The following is a 16504-nucleotide window of genomic DNA, read 5'->3' as shown; positions in this document are numbered from 1 at the left end:
AAACATTAAAACCCTCTAATGATTAAAAAATAGCTAAAAAAAATCAACCCATTATCAATGAGTTGATCAATAACGATAACCATGTTTTCTTACAAATATAAGCTAGTAAACAATGGTTCAGAGATGCCCATAATAGGTATGAAGGTATGCTTAATATGTACGGTTCGCGGCTTCCGTTGCAGCCAGTTCCTGAGGGAAAATATCTTCTGCAGGAACCATCCGCTTGGGGAGAGTCCGACCCGACATAATCTCTTGAGTGGCCTGCATCAATAAGGGACCAAGAAGCGGATTGCATTCGACGACGGCATTAATGTTCCCGGCAATCATCTGTTCAAAAGCCCGCCGTGTCCCATCAACAGATATAATAATGATATCAGTACCTGGCTTCAGTCCGGCCTCCTCAATCGCTTCTACTGCACCAATCGCCATGTCATCATTATGTGAAAACAGTACCTGAGGCCACTCCTCTTTAGGCAAGCTTAGAAATTCACGCATGACCTCACGTCCCCCTGCCTTGGTAAAATCCGCAGGGAGGGTCAGCGTAATTTCGAAGGTATTCTGACCTTTAATCGTCTCCCGAAAACCGCGTCCGCGGTCAATTGAGGGGGTAGATCCAATCGTACCTTGAAGCTCGGCAATTTTAATCTGTCCTGAATGGTGACGCATTCTGTCCAGCATATATTTAGCGGCCTTAACTCCTTCTTCAAAAAAGTCGGAACCTATACAGGTAACATAAAGTGAATGATCTTTCACATTTATGGAACGGTCAAGAATAATGACAGGGATGCCTGCCTGTTTGACTTCCTCCAAAATTTCATCCCAACCGGTCTCCACAACAGGCGCGATGGCGATGATATCGACTTTACTCTCCATAAACGAACGGATCGCTTCCACTTGCTTTTGCTGGGATTGCTCAGCATTTTTCATTATCAGTGAAATACCGGCCTCCAGGGCCGCAGCCTTAATGGAATCAGTATTTGCAGCTCTCCAGGTGCTCTCTGAGCCCAACTGGGAGAAACCGAGTACTATGGTTTTGGCTGCAGGCAAATCCTCCGATGAAGGGACATTGATCTTCAACGGGGTTTGCTCTGGTCTAATCAAAGGCTGGACATTCTTCTCTCCTGCTTCGAAACAGCCAGACAAGAACACAATCAATAGGCAAATTAACCATTTCCCTACTTTCACTGAACTCTCCCCCATCTTGATAACGGTTACATGTGAAAATAAAATATCGGGAAACCAAAAATTGGATTCCCGATGGTAATTGTAACAACATTTCCAGGGTAAGGGCAATAGCTACTGCTTCAAAACAGAACGTTTTGCACTAAGAACGCGCTGTAACAAGATAAAAGTGAAGAGCAGCAGGCCGATAACAATTTTAGTCCACCAGGAGCTGAGCGTACCATCGAAGCTGATTATGGTTTGAATCACGCCTTGAATCAGAACACCAAAAAAGGTTCCCAAGACATAACCGACCCCTCCGGTAAGTAAAGTTCCACCTATTACGACTGCAGCTATCGTGTCAAGCTCAAAGCCAACGGCATGAAGCCCATATCCCGACAGCATATAGAACGTGAACACAACACCGGCCAATGCGGAACAGAATCCGCTAAAGGTGTAGACCAGCACTTTAGTTCGCGCGACTGGAAGCCCCATGAGAAGCGCCGATTGTTCGTTTCCCCCAAGAGCGTAAACATTGCGGCCAAACCGGGTATAATGTGCGATGAAGATCGCGGCGGCTGCAACAATTAACGCAACAATAGCGCTAATTGAAATGAAGCTGCCACCGGGGAGCGTGATCTTTGTTTGAGCTACAGCTGTATAGAAGGCATTATCTATCGTTATCGTATCAATGCTGATCACATAGCACAATCCACGAGCCAAGAACATTCCTGCTAATGTCACGATAAAAGGCTGAATTTTAAAATAGTGGATAATAGCTCCCATACCGGCACCAAAAACGGCTCCCATAAGAAGTACTAACGGAATAACGATTGCTGGAGACCACCCTTGCTGCTGAATCAGGCTCGCTGACACCATTGTTGTGAGCGCAATGATCGAGCCGATAGATAAATCAATACCACCGGAAAGGATGACAAAGGACATACCGATAGCGGTGATCAGCAGAAAAGCGTTATCCACGAAAAGGTTCATCAGCACCTGCAGAGAAAAAAAACCGGTATACCGAAAGGAACCCGCAGCAAACATGGCCAGAAACAATGCGATCGTTACAATAATCGGAATATATTTGCGTTTAAGAAACATGGCGTGTAATCTCCTTCTCTCCTGGATAATGCCGTGTCTTCCAGCGTACGGCAATAGCGGCTCGGAAGGCAGAGGACTGGACCAAGCAGACCGCAAGCACTACGAAGGCTTTGACAACCAGCGTAATTTCCGGTGGAACGCCGATCATGTAGATGGTTGTGGTCAGCGTTTGAATGATCAATGCGCCGATAACTGTTCCGAGCAAATAGAATCGTCCGCCGTTCAATGAAGTTCCGCCGATAACAACGGCCAGGATGGCGTCGAGTTCATACCACAGCCCGGCGTTGTTTCCATCTGCGCTGGATACGTTTGAACTGAGCAGCAATCCGGCTATGCCAGCGCATAATCCGCAGAACATATACACGGACAGCATAACCCATTTGGCACGAATACCCGACATCAGACTCGCGATCGGATTACAGCCAACCGATTCAATGAACAGTCCCAGTGCTGTCTTACGTGTAAGCAGTACTGCTGTAACAAGAACGGCAGCTACAACAAAGATGGAGAACGGCAGAGTCGCCAATGAACCGGAACCGATGTAGGTGTATTTATCACTGGTCACTGTGATAATCTGCCCGCCAGTAATGAGTTGGGCTATTCCGCGCCCGGCCACCATAAGAATCAACGTGGCAATAATCGGTTGAATGCCAGCGACCGACACCAGCAGCCCATTCCATACCCCCAGAAGGAGAGATAGCACCACTGCCATTAGTACCGATATCAGAATCAAGGACAACATATTCTGATCGGAACCTTTGCTGATGGAAAGACAGGCAATTGCTCCCGATATAGCCACTATTGATCCGACTGATAAATCAATCCCGCCCGTGGCCACCACTAGAGTCATCCCGATCGCCACCAGTATCAGAGGGGCGCCAAAGTTGAGAATATCGATCAGACTGCCGTATAAATGCCCGTCTTGCAGTGTAATCGAGAAGAAATCAGGTGAATAAAAAAGATTAAATAGCATCAGCGCAGCCAGTACGAACAGCGGCCAGAATAAATGATGTTTATAAATGGTTTTCAATTGTTCTCAGCTCCCTGCTATCGCCTGCATGATTGTATGCTGGCTCATATCCTTGTCTGAAATTTCTGTTACTTTATGCCGGTCACGCAGCACGGCAATTTTGTTGCTGACACGAATTACCTCTTCGAGCTCGGAAGAAATAAACACAAATGACATCCCTTGGCGTGAAAGTGACAATACCAGCTTCTGAATTTCCGCTTTCGCGCCGATGTCGATACCGCGGGTCGGTTCGTCCAGAATAAACAAATCCGGCTCCGTTAAAAGCCATCTGGCGAGTAGCACCTTTTGCTGATTACCTCCGCTTAAATTCTTGATCAGATGATCGGGATTGGGCGGGTTAATATTTAGCATGCGGATATATTCCTCTGCAACCTCGTCCTGGCGCCTGCGGGAAATGGTCTTGAACCAGCCCTGTTTAGCCTGCAGAGCAAGAATAATATTTTCCCTGATCGTAAGGTCTTCAATGATGCCTTCAGTCTTCCTATTCTCAGAGCAGAAGGCAATCCGCCGATGAATCGCATCGCGAGGTGAATGTACGCTCTCCCCTCCATCAGCAAACGTCAGCTTGCCTGTATCGGCCTTATCAGCTCCAAACAATAACCGCGCAGCTTCGGTCCGTCCCGAACCCAAAAGGCCGGCAAGGCCAACAACTTCTCCCTTACGGATAGTTAAATCAAACGGCTCTATCGCTCCCTTACGGCCAAGACCTTCAGCTTTGAGAAAATCCTCTCCCACTCTATCCTTATTGGATTCAGAGAGAACAGGCAGCTCCTCCAGCAAATTCAATTCCTTGCCGATCATCTTCAGAACAAGATCCAGCCTTGTTAAATCTTTCGCCATATATTCACCTGCAAATTCCCCGTTCCGCAGAATGGTAACCCGGTCGGAGATTTCATACATCTGATCGAGAAAATGAGTGACGAATAAAATTGCAAGCCCGTCACTTTTTAGCTTCCTCACAACACGGAATAACTGCTCGACCTCATTTTTGTCCAGACTGGAGGTAGGTTCATCCAGGATGAGTACCTTCGCGGATATATTTAGTGCTCTGGCGATAGCGATTAGCTGCTGGACAGCAACGGAATACATGTGCAGAGGCTTAGCCACGTCTATATCCAGATTCAGGCGATCCTTCAGCAGCTCTTCGGCCCTCCTGTTCATTTCTTTCCAATAAATCCGGCCCAGTCTATAAGGCTCCCTCCCGATAAAAATATTTTCTGCCACCGTCAGATTGGGACATAGATTGACTTCCTGATACACCGTACTGATTCCTACTGCCTGTGATTCCAGCGGGCTGTGCACCGTTATGGAGATGCCTTCCATTTCAACAGTTCCTTCATCAATGGAATACACGCCGGTCAGTACTTTGATCAACGTTGATTTTCCTGCGCCGTTTTCACCCATAAGCGCATGTACCTCTCCAGGAAAAAGGCGGAGACTTACATCGCTAAGCGCTTTGACTCCCGGAAACCGTTTATGAATGCTGGTCATTTGCAGTATGGGCGTTGCAACGCTCATATCATCATCCACTCCTTGGTTTAGTGAAACCACTCCGCTGCCTGGCTGCTGCTGCGGAGTGGCGATGTAGCCGAATGTTATTTGAGTTTGTTGGGTTTAATATTGCCTGTTCGGTAGGGCCTCCTTGGCCTGCTCGGAAGTAAAGGTCGTTTCTTGGGTCACAATACGGGTTTCAACCGTTTTTCCATCGACAACATCCTGAACCACCTTCATTAACTGAGGTCCCAGCAAAGGGTTACACTCCACTATGAAGTTGATTTTTCCGTCACTGGCAGCCTGCATTCCGTCTTTCACCGCATCAACAGAAATGATTTTAATATCTTCTCCAGGCTTTAGTCCGGCAGCTTCAATTGCCTGAATAGCACCCAGAGCCATATCGTCGTTATGCGCATAGAGAACATCAATATCCTTATGGGCTTTCAGAAAAGCCTGCATTACTTCTTTCCCTTTAGCCCGAGTAAAGTCTCCGGTTTGGGAAGCAATAATCTTAAGATTTGGATTGCTGGAGATCACTTCCTTGAATCCCTGCATCCGGTCATTTGCCGGAGCGGAGCCTGTCGTTCCCTGAAGTTCAACGATATTAATATCTTCAGTCGCATCCTTATATTGGTCAGACAACCATTGCCCAGCTTTCCGCCCCTCTTCCACAAAGTCGGAACCAAGGAACGTCACATATAGCGAGGTGTCCTTCGAGTCGACGGCACGGTCAGTCAGGACTACTGGGATTCCTGCATCCTTGGCTTCTTTAAGAACAGTATCCCATCCGGATTCCACGACTGGCGAGAAGGCGATTACATCTACTTTTTGCTGAATAAACGAGCGGAGAGCTTTGATTTGATTCTCCTGTTTTTGTTGTGCATCCGAGAACTTCAGGGTATAACCGACCTCTTTCGCCGAATCCTGTATCGATTTTGTATTCGCGCTGCGCCAGCCGCTTTCTGCCCCTACTTGCGAGAAGCCTAGTGTGATACTCTTAGCCGGCTTTGTTCCGGAATTTCCGGCATTCTTCCCCGCAGTTCCAGCTGCGCCGCCGCCGTTGTTACTGCTGCAAGCTCCAACTATCATCATGGACAAGGTTAACGCTAGCACTGCACTCATTTTTCCGAATTTCTTCATGGACTGTTGTCCTCCCCCTCATCAATCACCATCACCTGGTGTTGGCCCCATTATAAATCGCTTACATTTCAATTTGATATGGACAGTCTTTAGCGTTTGTTTTCTATTTTTTGGTTTTTACAATACACCGATCTTTTTTGGTGTAGTTTTTTAATTAAAAGGTGTGAATATTGGTTCCGCTTTCTTTTTTGCTTCCGAATTAGTCATTGTTGGTATAAACTATAAGTTGCACGAACCATACTCCCCCTGAGAGGATCATACTGATGAGGATCAAGCGCTGGATTTCGTCCAGCCTGAGGGCAAAGCTGCTGGCCTTGTTTATTGTGCTCACCACCATACCGCTAATGACTGTGGGAGTAATTTCATATCAGAAATCCTACAATTCGGTTTCGAGTCACAGTAAAGCCTCTAGCATGCTCCAGGCTGATATGCTTGGAACAAACATAGATAATATGTTTAAAGATACCGAGAGGCTTCTAGAGCTAAGTAAAAACCCCATGGTTATCCATTTTCTCTTCTCACAGTCGGAGACTTACGAGGAAGCCAAAGACATTCTCCGTACCTTTGCTCTTTACCGGGACACCTACAAATATGAAAACGTACTCAACATCACCCTGATTAATCGTTATGGTAAAGGGATCAGCGAACGCAGAGGGATTTTTCAGTCCAATACGAATCCGCTGCGGAATCAGCATTTTCAGACGCTCGCACTGAACCCGGATACCGTACTGCGAATTCCACCTGCGCTGATTGCCAGCCAAGACCGAATCGACGGTTTCACCTATGAAGATCGTGGAGTCATTTCGATTATGGCAGCAGTCAGGCAGCAAATTACCCATGAAGTGATCGGATTTATTACAGTGGATCTGGACGATTCATTTATCAAAACGTTTTGCGATCAGGTCAAGATCGGCAAGACGGTTTTTTTTTATATTCTCGATCAGCAAAGCAATCCAATCTACGTTCCTCCCATAGATAGCGCTGACTGGAATATCATTCGAAAGACTAAACTTGCTTTTTCCGATCAGCCCGGCGGAGACGGATATGTTCTAAGGACCGACGGGCAGCCCCGGTTCATCGTCCATACCGCTTCTCTTGTCACTGGCTGGACGATTATCGGTATCGCTCCATTGCAGGAGATCGTTGCCGAAGCTAACAGCATCAGGCAGTTGATCATAGTGAGCGTGGTGCTCAGCATTGTATTTGCTATAACTCTGCATTACCTGTTGACAAAAAGGCTTACCCGTCCTATCCAGCTACTCCAGCATAAGATGAGACTTACCGCAAGCGGTTATCTCGAGGCTAAAGTCAAGCCGGTTGGAACGGATGAAATCGCCGATCTGGGGCAAAGCTTCAACATCATGGTGGAGAAGATTAAAGAGCTTCTGGAGCAAAGTATACGGAAACAACAGCAACTGCAAAAAGCAGAACTGCGTACGCTGCAAGCACAGATTAATCCGCATTTCTTATACAACACGCTCGATTCCATCATCTGGATGGCGGAAGCAGGCAAAAGTGATGCTGTCATCCAACTCGTGAAAGCGCTGTCTGATTTGTTTCGGATTAGCTTAAACAAAGGACGGGACTGGGTGATGATCCGCACGGAATTAGCTCATGCTCACAGCTATCTGGTCATTCAGCAAATGCGCTACCGTGATATCCTTGAATATCGAGTTGAAGTGGATTCTGAACTCCTGGAATATCCGATTCTAAATATGACTCTCCAGCCATTGATAGAAAATGCCTTGTACCATGGGATCAAGAATAAAAGAGGTAAAGGCTTGATCGTCATTGGCGGTTATACGGAAGATTCGGCTGTCATTCTTACCGTTACGGATAACGGTACAGGCATTCAAGCAGACCGGTTAGCCTTACTGAAACATCAGCTGGAACAACCACTCCAGTCTCAAGAAGAGGAATCCGCAGAAGGAGGTTTCGGACTGCAGAATGTCCATCAACGGTTACGGCTTTATTTCGGCAGTGAATATGGAGTCCGGCTGGAAAGTATCGCAGGTACAGGTACGACAATATCCGTACGAATACCTAAGAACAGGGGGAACTTGCCATGAAGAAGGTCATGCTCGTCGATGACGAAATTCTGATCCGTGAAAGCATCCGGGATTCAATAGATTGGAAGAAGGAAGGCTTCTTATATTCCGGTGACGCCCCCGACGGTGAATTGGCACTGCCGATTATTGAAGAACAAGAGCCGGACATTTTGATTACGGATATTAAAATGCCTTTTATGAACGGACTCGAACTGACTTCCGTGGTTAGGCAAAGGTTTCCCGACATCAAAATCATCATTTTAAGCGGTCATGATGATTTTCATTATGCCCAGACGGCCCTCCGGTTGGGCGTTGAGGATTATTGCCTGAAACCGGTCAGCGCGGCGGAACTTATTCAGATGCTGCGTATTGTCAGCGCCAGAATTGACGAAGAACATAGGTTAAAACAAAAAAATACGTACACGCCTGATAAGCTGTATGCCGATCTTTGCGGAGGACTGATAGGTACAGGGGCTGCCATCGAGGCGGCAGCTCAACTAGATCTGAAGTTTATAGCTCCTTATTATGCAGTCCTTATCCTGTCTTTTGTTCCTTCAATTCCGGATGAATCTGAGGTTGCCCAGTCTCAGATTGAGGCTGCAGAGCTGCTACTGGCAAGCACACTGGTTGAGTATCCTGAACTCTGCTGTTTCAGGCGAAGCCGTTCCGAAACAGTGATCATTCTAAAGGGCGGCCTGCCGGATCAAATATCCGCTAAAATGGATGTTCTGATCCGGGTACTGAAACAAAAAAAAATCCATTTCGGATTGAAGCTAACTGCAAGCTGCGGAGGTGTCCACGAACGTCTACAGGGCATACATCTTTCCTTCCAGGAGGCCGAGGACGACAGAATGTTCAAGAAGCTGTCAAGGCAGAACAAAGAGGCGTTGATTGAGGCTTCGATCGATCATTCCCCAGATAGTGTGCTAGTCGACCGCAATTGTCTGATTGATTTTTTAAAGCTAGGTACTCATCAAGAAGCTCCCGGTTTTATCCGTCAGTTTGCCATCGGTCTTCATAAGATAAACTGGAATTCTATGTATGCTTATTACCTGATCAACGACATCACCTTGGAATTGGTCCAGACGGCCAAGTTGACCTTTCGTTCAGACTGTAATCAAGCGGAATTAATACAAGAGCTGCAAAAGAAGATCCGGGGTATTTCCAAAGTTGAGGAGTGTTTGGATTATTTTATTGGACTATTAGAGCGGCTCTGGGTCTGGCGGTCTGAAGGGTCTGACAAGTATGGAGAGTTAATCGAGAAAGTCAAACTCTATATCCGCGAGAATTATCACAATGACCAGCTCTCCCTCCATGAAACCTCAAAACAAATCGGAGTCAGCTCCAGCCATCTCAGCAAAGTCTTCAGCCAAGAAACTGGGCAGACTATGACGGAGTATTTAACTGCCACACGGATCGGCAGAGCGAAAGAGATGCTCAAAACAACCCGCTATAAAACTTTCGAGATTGCCTTTCAGGTAGGTTACAGTGATCAGCATTACTTCTCTAACCTGTTCAAGAAGGTGACCGGCATGACACCAATGGAATACCGCAAACATGGGCATACAGCTGATCCGGTAGAAAACTTCTACAAAGGAGGCCAGCGCTTGTGACTTCCCGATTCAAGGCACAAACACTGGCACTAATACTGGGAACTACCTTTATTCTCAGTGGTTGTTTGGGGACTAAGAGTGAGGAGAATGTCCAAAAACAGAATGTGGATATTTCCCCCCTTGCTTCAGACGGAGAACCCCGGCTAACCTTCGGCATAATCTATCCTATGGTAAACGACACATATGAAATGGTAACGGAGAATGCCGAAGCCGCCGCCAGCGGCCATAACATCAAACTTATAGTTCAAGCGCCGGATGAGGCAAATTTGGAGCAGCAGATCAGAATTATGGAGATGATGATCAAGCAGGATATTGACGGCATAGCCATCGATCCCGTTGACTCGGAGGCCCTGATTGACGTCATCAACAAAGCAGTATCCAGCGGGATCCCCGTTGTATGCTTTGAGTCCGACTCCCCGTCCAGTGAACGGAATGCGTTTATCGGTGCGGATAACTATAAGACCGGTACTGTAATCGGTCAGGCCGTAGACACACTGCTTGGCGGCAAGGGCATGGTTCTGGTCCAATCCGGGATGCCACATATGCTTGGGTTGACTCAAAGGCTGCAGGGTTTTCACGATTATGTGGCTCAACATACTGAAATAGACGTACTCGAAGTTCGACATAACGACGGCAGCGAAGGAAGTGCTATTCTGCAGTTGGAACAAATGATTACGGCTCACCCGCATTTCAGTGCACTGATCAACTTGGATTTCGTATCGAGTTCAAGTTCTGTTTTAGTCTGGAAGGCCAAAGGACTTAATCGCTATAATGTCGCGCTCGGTCTTACCCCCTATGTCAATCAATCCATCGAGAACGGCCAAATTACTCGTATTATCTCGCAAAATGAGCAGAATTGGGGCCAAGCTATCATCAACACCTTGCGAAAGCTGGCCTATCATGAAACATTGCCAGTATTTATAAATACGGAAATTACAGAGATACACAATTAATCGGTTTGTAAAACTTGTTTACCCATCGGAGAAACAAGCTATAGACCACAACCAACAAAGCAACGCTCCTCCAATAATAACCGGAGGAGCGTTGCTTTGTTGGCTTTTACGGTTTTATAAATGATGGTGGTCGGACTCCGCTTGTAGAAAAGCTGCCTTTGGGACAGCCCCTTTGTTTATAGAGGTTACTTTGCTCTAAAATAGCTCTGATTTTTTCATCAGCTCTTGAGTTAGTTTGGCCGCCTTTGCGCGGGTAATATGCGCTTTGGGCGCCAGAACGGATGCACTTCTTCCGGAGACAATACCGGTCTGCAAGCTGTCCGCAACTCCGGATTTTGTCCAGCCGGATACACTGGCTGCATCGTCATATTCGCTCAGCATCTCTTCCGCCGTTCTTCCTGTCAGGACATTCTTAAGCCCGGTGGTTTCCATTGCTTTGGCAGCAATGACCATGGCTTGTTCTCGCGTAATCTTTTCGTTAGGACGGAAGGTGCTGTCCTCGAACCCTGTGATAAGACCGTATGCCTGCGCAGTTCTCATATTTTCGTTGTACCAATCCGACGCCTTTACGTCCGTGAATACCAGCTTTCCTCCATCCGATCGGAGTCCAAACGCCCGCGCCATCAGTGCAGCGAATTCAGCTCGGGTGATTTCCGCATCCGGATTAAACAATCCGCTTCCTGTTCCACCGAGGATCATCCGCGAATCGAGATCATTAACGCTATCCTTCGCCCAATGCGAGTTCATATCCTTGAATTCTACTCTCCGAACCGTCATTCTTTTCAACCAGACTCATCGGAGCGCTCAGTTCCCTCAAGCTTGTTGATTCCACCGAGCCTACCATTTTGGCGTGTGACCTGAAACCATTTAACACTTCATTGACGCCAGAGATCTGCTCTGTTGTGAAAGACTGATAGCCGATCACGTAATTGCCATCCCGGCGGGGTGTAAAAGCGAAGGAAACATCAGGTTTGTCTCCTGACATGGACCAGTTCACTTATAAATCGTAATCGCTTCCATGTGAAGAATCGGTTAATATCGCCGTGTGGCTGTCAGGGAAATCAATCTCGTCGAATGTAATCCAACGTTTGTTCATCGTATCGTAGTAATTGGCTAGACTCCCCGCATCGGCCCGCGTAATGATCTTTCCGGTCGTAGGTTGCGTTCGAGTCAGTCTGACAAATTCGTTATCATCACCACTGAAATAATAGGACCCCAAATCAACCCATCCAGCCGATGGGCCTGACGAGGGTCTCAGATCCATAAACAAGACATCCGTAATTCCATTGTGAACAATTTCAATTTTAACATTACTGTCTGCTTTATCCGCCCAATCAAGCTTGTTGAATGATATTCTCGCCGTCCCTGCTTCCAATCGCGGATTCCATGTGATGCTTCTTCCTACTGCATCGGTAAATTTGGAACTGGAATTATTATATCCCTTCACTCCCGTACTTGTAGTCCAATAAGGAGCGGAGAACCCGTTATTTGCGTTATCTGCATCAGTGGTGACGACATTATCAATCTTGATGCTTTCATCATCAATGATGATCGTCTTATGCGGCTCTTTTTGCTGAATATTTCCTTCGAACTTGACCGCATCAGCTCGCGTAATTATCGTGCTTGTTGTGCTGGTAGACCGAGTTAATCTAACGAATTCTTTACCAACTCCGGAAAAAAGGTACTTTCCCAAATCAACCCATCCCACAGGAGCACCAAATGAAGGCCGCAAATCCATATAGAGAACATCGGTCGTTCCATTGTGAACGATTTCAATTTTCACATTGCTATCTGCTTTATCTTCCCAGTTAAGTTTGTATAACGAAATTTTCGCCATTCCCGCTTCCAATCGCGGATTCCAGGATATCGTTCTGCCTGCTGTACTCGTATATTTAGAACTGGAGTTATCATATCCCTTCACCCCTGTACTGGTGGTCCAATTCAGAGCTGAATATCCGTTGTTCTCGTTACCCACATCAGGTGTCACAACATCATTGATCGTGATGCTCCCGTCATCGATGATAATCGTCTTATACGGTAAGGGCTCCGCTTAAGCGGTCCTTATTCCGACTAGGCTAAAAGGAACTAATATCGTCACGATGAAAACGATTAAGAAAAACAGCTTCCTTTTTATCATACAACTCACAGCCTCCCTTGTTTTGATAACGCTTTCAAAATAATGTTTCCCTACTTTGTTCGAAGATCGTAAAGAAGCAATTAGCCTTAACCTTCTGGCTAAGCCCGCTCTGTCAGTTTTATCATAGCATGTTACAGAACTGTGAAATTTCTTTGATTTTAAGAATTTCTTATAAGATTTTAAGCAAGAGGAAACGACGTTGTCGTCCTTTAAAAAAGAGACCTACATCATAATGACCGCTCAACTGCAGTCAGTTATGATGTAGGTCTATCCATTATTCACAGCCTAATGATTAATTATAATGGCGGCTGCACTAATAACAACTTCCCAAGCTGAATCACCGTTTGATCATACCAATCTGGATGCTGCCGGACATGCTCTCTACTTCGTTCATTGCCGTATGCTTCAAATACAGCCGCTTTGTCTGTCTTTTCGGTATCGACTTCAAAGCGAACCGTATGTTTTCCATTCGGGAGCTCCGGCAAGAATACATACTGATTACGATTATGATCGTTGTATAGTGTGAATCGATCGACAATAAAGGGTTCCCCACCATCCACCGATACCTTCAATCTGCCAGAATCAGGCCCCCCGATATCGAATAACCCGATATGGGTGCCTTCGAACTGCACCGTAATAGCCTCTCCAGGATCGACTGCTCGCCATAGGCCGGGGAACAACCAATTGTACTCGCGCACTAAAGCAAAATCATCGGGCGTCATGTAAGACCATCCTGCGGAAAAAGTAGTAAGACTATCCAGTGACAGCATGGTCGCATACTCCCAAGGATTAGCCGGAACCAACGGATTCTGAGGCAAGTGATGTACTAACCTTCCCGGATGACCTTGAAGTTCTCTAATTTTCTCAAATGATCGGGTGATCGTATCCGTGTAAATCTGGTGTCCTTCGGGGATAGTCGGATGGATCGAATCATGCGTAAAAACAACGGCTCCAGAAATGGTCACGTCTTCCCTTGAGGTAAAAACGAGTTTTCCCTCCGACACCAAGTGACTGACCGCTACGCCCAGATGAATCGAAGGAATACCATAATAGTCGGCCACTTCCTCTTGCATTAGAGCCCCCTTCTGGTATTCCCCAGACTGAAATAAGGCCACATCCCGCTCCTTCAGTGTATAAACGAACAGGATATCGGTAAACCGGCTCCGCTTGCGGATCTGACGGACAATCCCTTCAATCCGCGCCTTGGATTCGGGATCTCCGCCATCGTTACCGACAAATTCAACAAATACTAGATCAGGCCGATGACGCAGTACATCTGTCTCCAAACGGGCACAACCCAAATCCGATCCTGTCCCATTAATGCCTGCATTCACAGAGCGGATATCCGCCTTAGGATATTTCTCACGAAGCCAATCCGCCGTCATGACCCTGTAGCCTTCAGAACGGGTATTACTGCCGCCGAAATAGACGATTGTTACGGTATCCCCATTTTCTAATTTCTGAATTATATTGGGGAGCCCATTACGAGGGAATAATTCCTTCATCGTGACTTCACCTGACCTCATTTATCAATTTTAGGAGCAAACAATTTTACAGCAAACACTTCAAAATAAGGCGAACCATACGTTGCGCAGAAATTAATCTGGATTCGGGTTACACGTTTCGCATCCACCTTATGTTTATTCAACGTGAGATAATTCCCACGAGTTATGATTGTCCTCTCGGTTCCGTCTTCTAAGGTCAAGGTCAAATCATAATCTTGGATAAGGGACTCGATCGGGTCGTTGAAATGCTCCAAATCCAACTGTGAATTGAAAACAAGATGAATTTCGTCTACGTTTTTGGGGCTTGCAAAACAGAATTCCAACCATTCCTGACCTTCCGTACGTTCAGAAATCCAGCCGTTCGGTTGGCCATAAGGTCTGGAGTAGCCATTGACGACATTCTCAGGATTATACATATTCTGGGATGGTAATAGCTCCTTGAAGCAAATGCTCTTATTGAATTTCTTCAGCCTGGATGGCTCTTCCGGTCTATAATGGAAGCTAACCGCTCCTGTCATTTTCTCTTCATTTCCATATACGGCAAGGCTCGCCGTACCTTCCAATACGATGTAGATTTTGTCGTCAGCCGGTTTCTTGCAGCCCAAGTTTAGCGTAATCCAGTCGTCATGACCGGCTGCAATAACCAGGCGGTAATCTTTCAACTCACTGGTGGGAATGTAGTTTTCCTTCCGTTCCCCGCCAAACAGCTTCACATGCAATGTTTCTGAATGCTCAGACCTATTTTTAATTTTGATCCGTACACTTTCAGCGACGGATGTCTGAACCGGCAAGACCAAACATAACCCTTTCTCCAAGGAAATCTCCTCGGTTGGATGAAGATTGTCATAGCTGCGCTGAGACGAGGCCCGAATAGTTAATCCGTCAGCGAAGTAAGGCTCCAATTCCTCTTGAAGTCCTACAATGGTTTGCCCGTCTCGAAGCAGCAACTCTTGCAGTTCTCCCATATGAGCTTCGACTATCGCCGCGGGATCTACCTCATATTTCAAGCATAATGAAGCAGCCGTTCCAACCGCCTGCCCCATACAACCGCAGGTTGCCATTACTCTTGTAGATCCGAAAGCCACATGGGTAGCACTTATGTTGCGACCAGCGAACATGAGATTAGGAATATTTCGTGAATATAAACTGCGGAAAGGGATATTGTACAATCCAGGCACGAAATTCCATGCTGTAGCCGGTCCCTCATCGTAGATGCCCTTATTAGCATGTAAATCCATATACCATCCACCTACGGATACAGCATCTTCGAAATGCGGCTTTGCTGTAAGATCATTCTGAGACAACATGTGATCACCAATAAACCGCCTCGACTCCCGCTTTCCCGGAATCGGGCATACATAATCCAAGATGAGATTGTCTACATCATCAAATTCGCCGCTATTTTTGATATAATCCCAAATCCCATACACCAATTTCCGCAGTTCCAATGCGATGTCTTCATTATTCTTGATAATATCCATATGTCCACCATATTCCAGCCACCACAATCCGCCAAGCCCATTGATTTTTCTTGGTAAAGCCCTATGGTTTAAGCCTTTTCTGATACTATCGAAAAAAGCCAACTTCGTAATATCATACGCAAAGCCAGGCCTTTTGAATGGAACGGAATATTCTACGTCACGGGCTTGAAACAAGATCGTATCGCCCATGGTGTAATGGTCCGCCACTTCAGGAGCCAATTCTTCCATGTATTCATGCTTCGCTTCTCTCCCCCAGCGGAAGAGAGCACCTGCTTGATATCCGACAACTCCATCTCCGGAGCAATCGATGTAGGTTCGGCTTTCGAAACGAAATTTTCTTTCGGAAGCCAATTGAAGGCCCTCCACCCATTTAATTCTACCGTTCTCCATGCCCGTTTCATGCACGCATGTATTCAGAAACAGAGAAATGTTAGGCTCACCATAGACCATATCCAACAAGACCGTATCCGAAAGCGAAAGCATAAGCTTCTTGTTGTATAACGGATTATAGTGAAAAATCTTCAATTTGAGTTCTTCCACCAACCCGCCCTCACGTGCATAATAGGATGGACTGTTTCCGAGATATGCCGACCCGTTGATATGAACCCTGACCTCGCTGCTCGCATTTCCCCCAAGAACCGGTCGATCATTAATAAGTGAAACCTGCAGCCCTTGGCGTGCGGCAGCAATGGCAGCGCATATCCCAGCAATACCTCCGCCTACGACGGTTACATCTGCTTTAATAAGCTCCATTTTGATAACCTCCATGATTAGATCCTTCTATCATGGTAAGCCTTTTGATGCCCTTTTTTTTACATGATTTCGCGAGAAATTTATA

13 protein-coding genes are annotated in these 16504 nt (G+C 46.4%); 3 read left to right on the top strand and 10 right to left on the bottom strand.

The features are described from left to right. Positions 1-150 precede the first annotated feature (150 nt). From NSU15_RS15635 to NSU15_RS15615, 5 genes are all read right to left on the bottom strand, one after another. On the bottom strand, positions 151-1185 hold the full coding sequence (locus tag NSU15_RS15635; protein ID WP_249923672.1) for an ABC transporter substrate-binding protein: 1035 nt from the start codon (positions 1183-1185) through the stop codon (positions 151-153). A 111-nt stretch (positions 1186-1296) separates the two neighbouring features. Beyond that, positions 1297-2265 carry a galactofuranose ABC transporter, permease protein YjfF gene (gene yjfF, locus NSU15_RS15630; RefSeq protein ID WP_076121781.1) on the bottom strand — a complete coding sequence of 323 codons (969 nt, stop codon included), beginning with the start codon at positions 2263-2265 and terminating at the stop codon, positions 1297-1299. Beyond that, positions 2255-3295 carry an ABC transporter permease gene (locus NSU15_RS15625; protein WP_249923671.1) on the bottom strand — a complete coding sequence of 347 codons (1041 nt, stop codon included), beginning with the start codon at positions 3293-3295 and terminating at the stop codon, positions 2255-2257. Before NSU15_RS15625 ends, yjfF begins: the two co-directional genes overlap by 11 nt. A gap of 6 nt (positions 3296-3301) precedes the next feature. After that, positions 3302-4813: a sugar ABC transporter ATP-binding protein gene (locus NSU15_RS15620; RefSeq protein WP_076121779.1), complete on the bottom strand. Its 1512-nt coding sequence runs from the start codon at positions 4811-4813 to the stop codon at positions 3302-3304. Between the two features lie 96 nt (positions 4814-4909). Further along, entirely contained in the window at positions 4910-5929 is a 1020-nt protein-coding gene (locus tag NSU15_RS15615; protein WP_076121778.1) for an ABC transporter substrate-binding protein, read from the bottom strand. A 263-nt stretch (positions 5930-6192) separates the two neighbouring features. On the opposite strand from NSU15_RS15615, the gene NSU15_RS15610 reads away from it, so the two are divergent. From NSU15_RS15610 to NSU15_RS15600, 3 genes are read left to right on the top strand one after another with little or no spacing between them, the layout of a single operon-like run. Next, positions 6193-7998, top strand: a complete 1806-nt coding sequence (locus NSU15_RS15610) for a sensor histidine kinase (protein ID WP_339286620.1) — start codon at positions 6193-6195, stop codon at positions 7996-7998. After that, positions 7995-9590, top strand: coding sequence for a response regulator (locus NSU15_RS15605; RefSeq protein WP_076121775.1), 1596 nt, complete (start codon positions 7995-7997; stop codon positions 9588-9590). Before NSU15_RS15610 ends, NSU15_RS15605 begins: the two co-directional genes overlap by 4 nt. Continuing rightward, positions 9587-10543, top strand: coding sequence for a substrate-binding domain-containing protein (locus NSU15_RS15600; RefSeq protein ID WP_076121771.1), 957 nt, complete (start codon positions 9587-9589; stop codon positions 10541-10543). Before NSU15_RS15605 ends, NSU15_RS15600 begins: the two co-directional genes overlap by 4 nt. 195 nt (positions 10544-10738) lie before the next feature. Here the strand turns inward: NSU15_RS15600 and NSU15_RS15595 are convergent, their stop codons facing one another. The 5 genes from NSU15_RS15595 to NSU15_RS15575 form a co-directional block, all read right to left on the bottom strand. Then, on the bottom strand, positions 10739-11290 hold the full coding sequence (locus NSU15_RS15595) for an S-layer homology domain-containing protein (protein ID WP_076121769.1): 552 nt from the start codon (positions 11288-11290) through the stop codon (positions 10739-10741). Further along, positions 11265-11528, bottom strand: coding sequence for a hypothetical protein (locus NSU15_RS15590; protein ID WP_076121766.1), 264 nt, complete (start codon positions 11526-11528; stop codon positions 11265-11267). Before NSU15_RS15590 ends, NSU15_RS15595 begins: the two co-directional genes overlap by 26 nt. A gap of 12 nt (positions 11529-11540) precedes the next feature. Further along, entirely contained in the window at positions 11541-12530 is a 990-nt protein-coding gene (locus NSU15_RS15585) for a hypothetical protein (protein WP_339286615.1), read from the bottom strand. 446 nt (positions 12531-12976) lie between these two features. Then, positions 12977-14185, bottom strand: a complete 1209-nt coding sequence (locus tag NSU15_RS15580) for an SGNH/GDSL hydrolase family protein (protein ID WP_076121763.1) — start codon at positions 14183-14185, stop codon at positions 12977-12979. Between the two features lie 17 nt (positions 14186-14202). Further along, positions 14203-16434 carry an FAD-dependent oxidoreductase gene (locus tag NSU15_RS15575; RefSeq protein ID WP_076121761.1) on the bottom strand — a complete coding sequence of 744 codons (2232 nt, stop codon included), beginning with the start codon at positions 16432-16434 and terminating at the stop codon, positions 14203-14205. Positions 16435-16504 lie beyond the last annotated feature (70 nt).

The sequence above is a fragment of the Paenibacillus sp. FSL E2-0201 genome, assembly GCF_037963325.1.
In the GTDB taxonomy this organism is placed as follows: domain Bacteria; phylum Bacillota; class Bacilli; order Paenibacillales; family Paenibacillaceae; genus Paenibacillus_AQ.
The sequence above is the reverse complement of the archived record's forward strand: the minus strand, read 5'-3'. Positions and strand labels throughout refer to the sequence as shown.

What these genes read in the sequence shown, in the direction of transcription:
- yjfF (WP_076121781.1), bottom strand. Translation starts at nt 2,265, where the DNA reads ATGTTTCTTAAACGCAAATATATTCCGATTATTGTAACGATCGCATTG.
- NSU15_RS15620 (WP_076121779.1), bottom strand. Translation starts at nt 4,813, where the DNA reads ATGAGCGTTGCAACGCCCATACTGCAAATGACCAGCATTCATAAACGG.
- NSU15_RS15615 (WP_076121778.1), bottom strand. Translation starts at nt 5,929, where the DNA reads ATGAAGAAATTCGGAAAAATGAGTGCAGTGCTAGCGTTAACCTTGTCC.
- NSU15_RS15610 (WP_339286620.1), top strand. Translation starts at nt 6,193, where the DNA reads ATGAGGATCAAGCGCTGGATTTCGTCCAGCCTGAGGGCAAAGCTGCTG.
- NSU15_RS15605 (WP_076121775.1), top strand. Translation starts at nt 7,995, where the DNA reads ATGAAGAAGGTCATGCTCGTCGATGACGAAATTCTGATCCGTGAAAGC.
- NSU15_RS15595 (WP_076121769.1), bottom strand. Translation starts at nt 11,290, where the DNA reads ATGAACTCGCATTGGGCGAAGGATAGCGTTAATGATCTCGATTCGCGG.
- NSU15_RS15590 (WP_076121766.1), bottom strand. Translation starts at nt 11,528, where the DNA reads ATGTCAGGAGACAAACCTGATGTTTCCTTCGCTTTTACACCCCGCCGG.
- NSU15_RS15580 (WP_076121763.1), bottom strand. Translation starts at nt 14,185, where the DNA reads ATGAAGGAATTATTCCCTCGTAATGGGCTCCCCAATATAATTCAGAAA.
- NSU15_RS15575 (WP_076121761.1), bottom strand. Translation starts at nt 16,434, where the DNA reads ATGGAGGTTATCAAAATGGAGCTTATTAAAGCAGATGTAACCGTCGTA.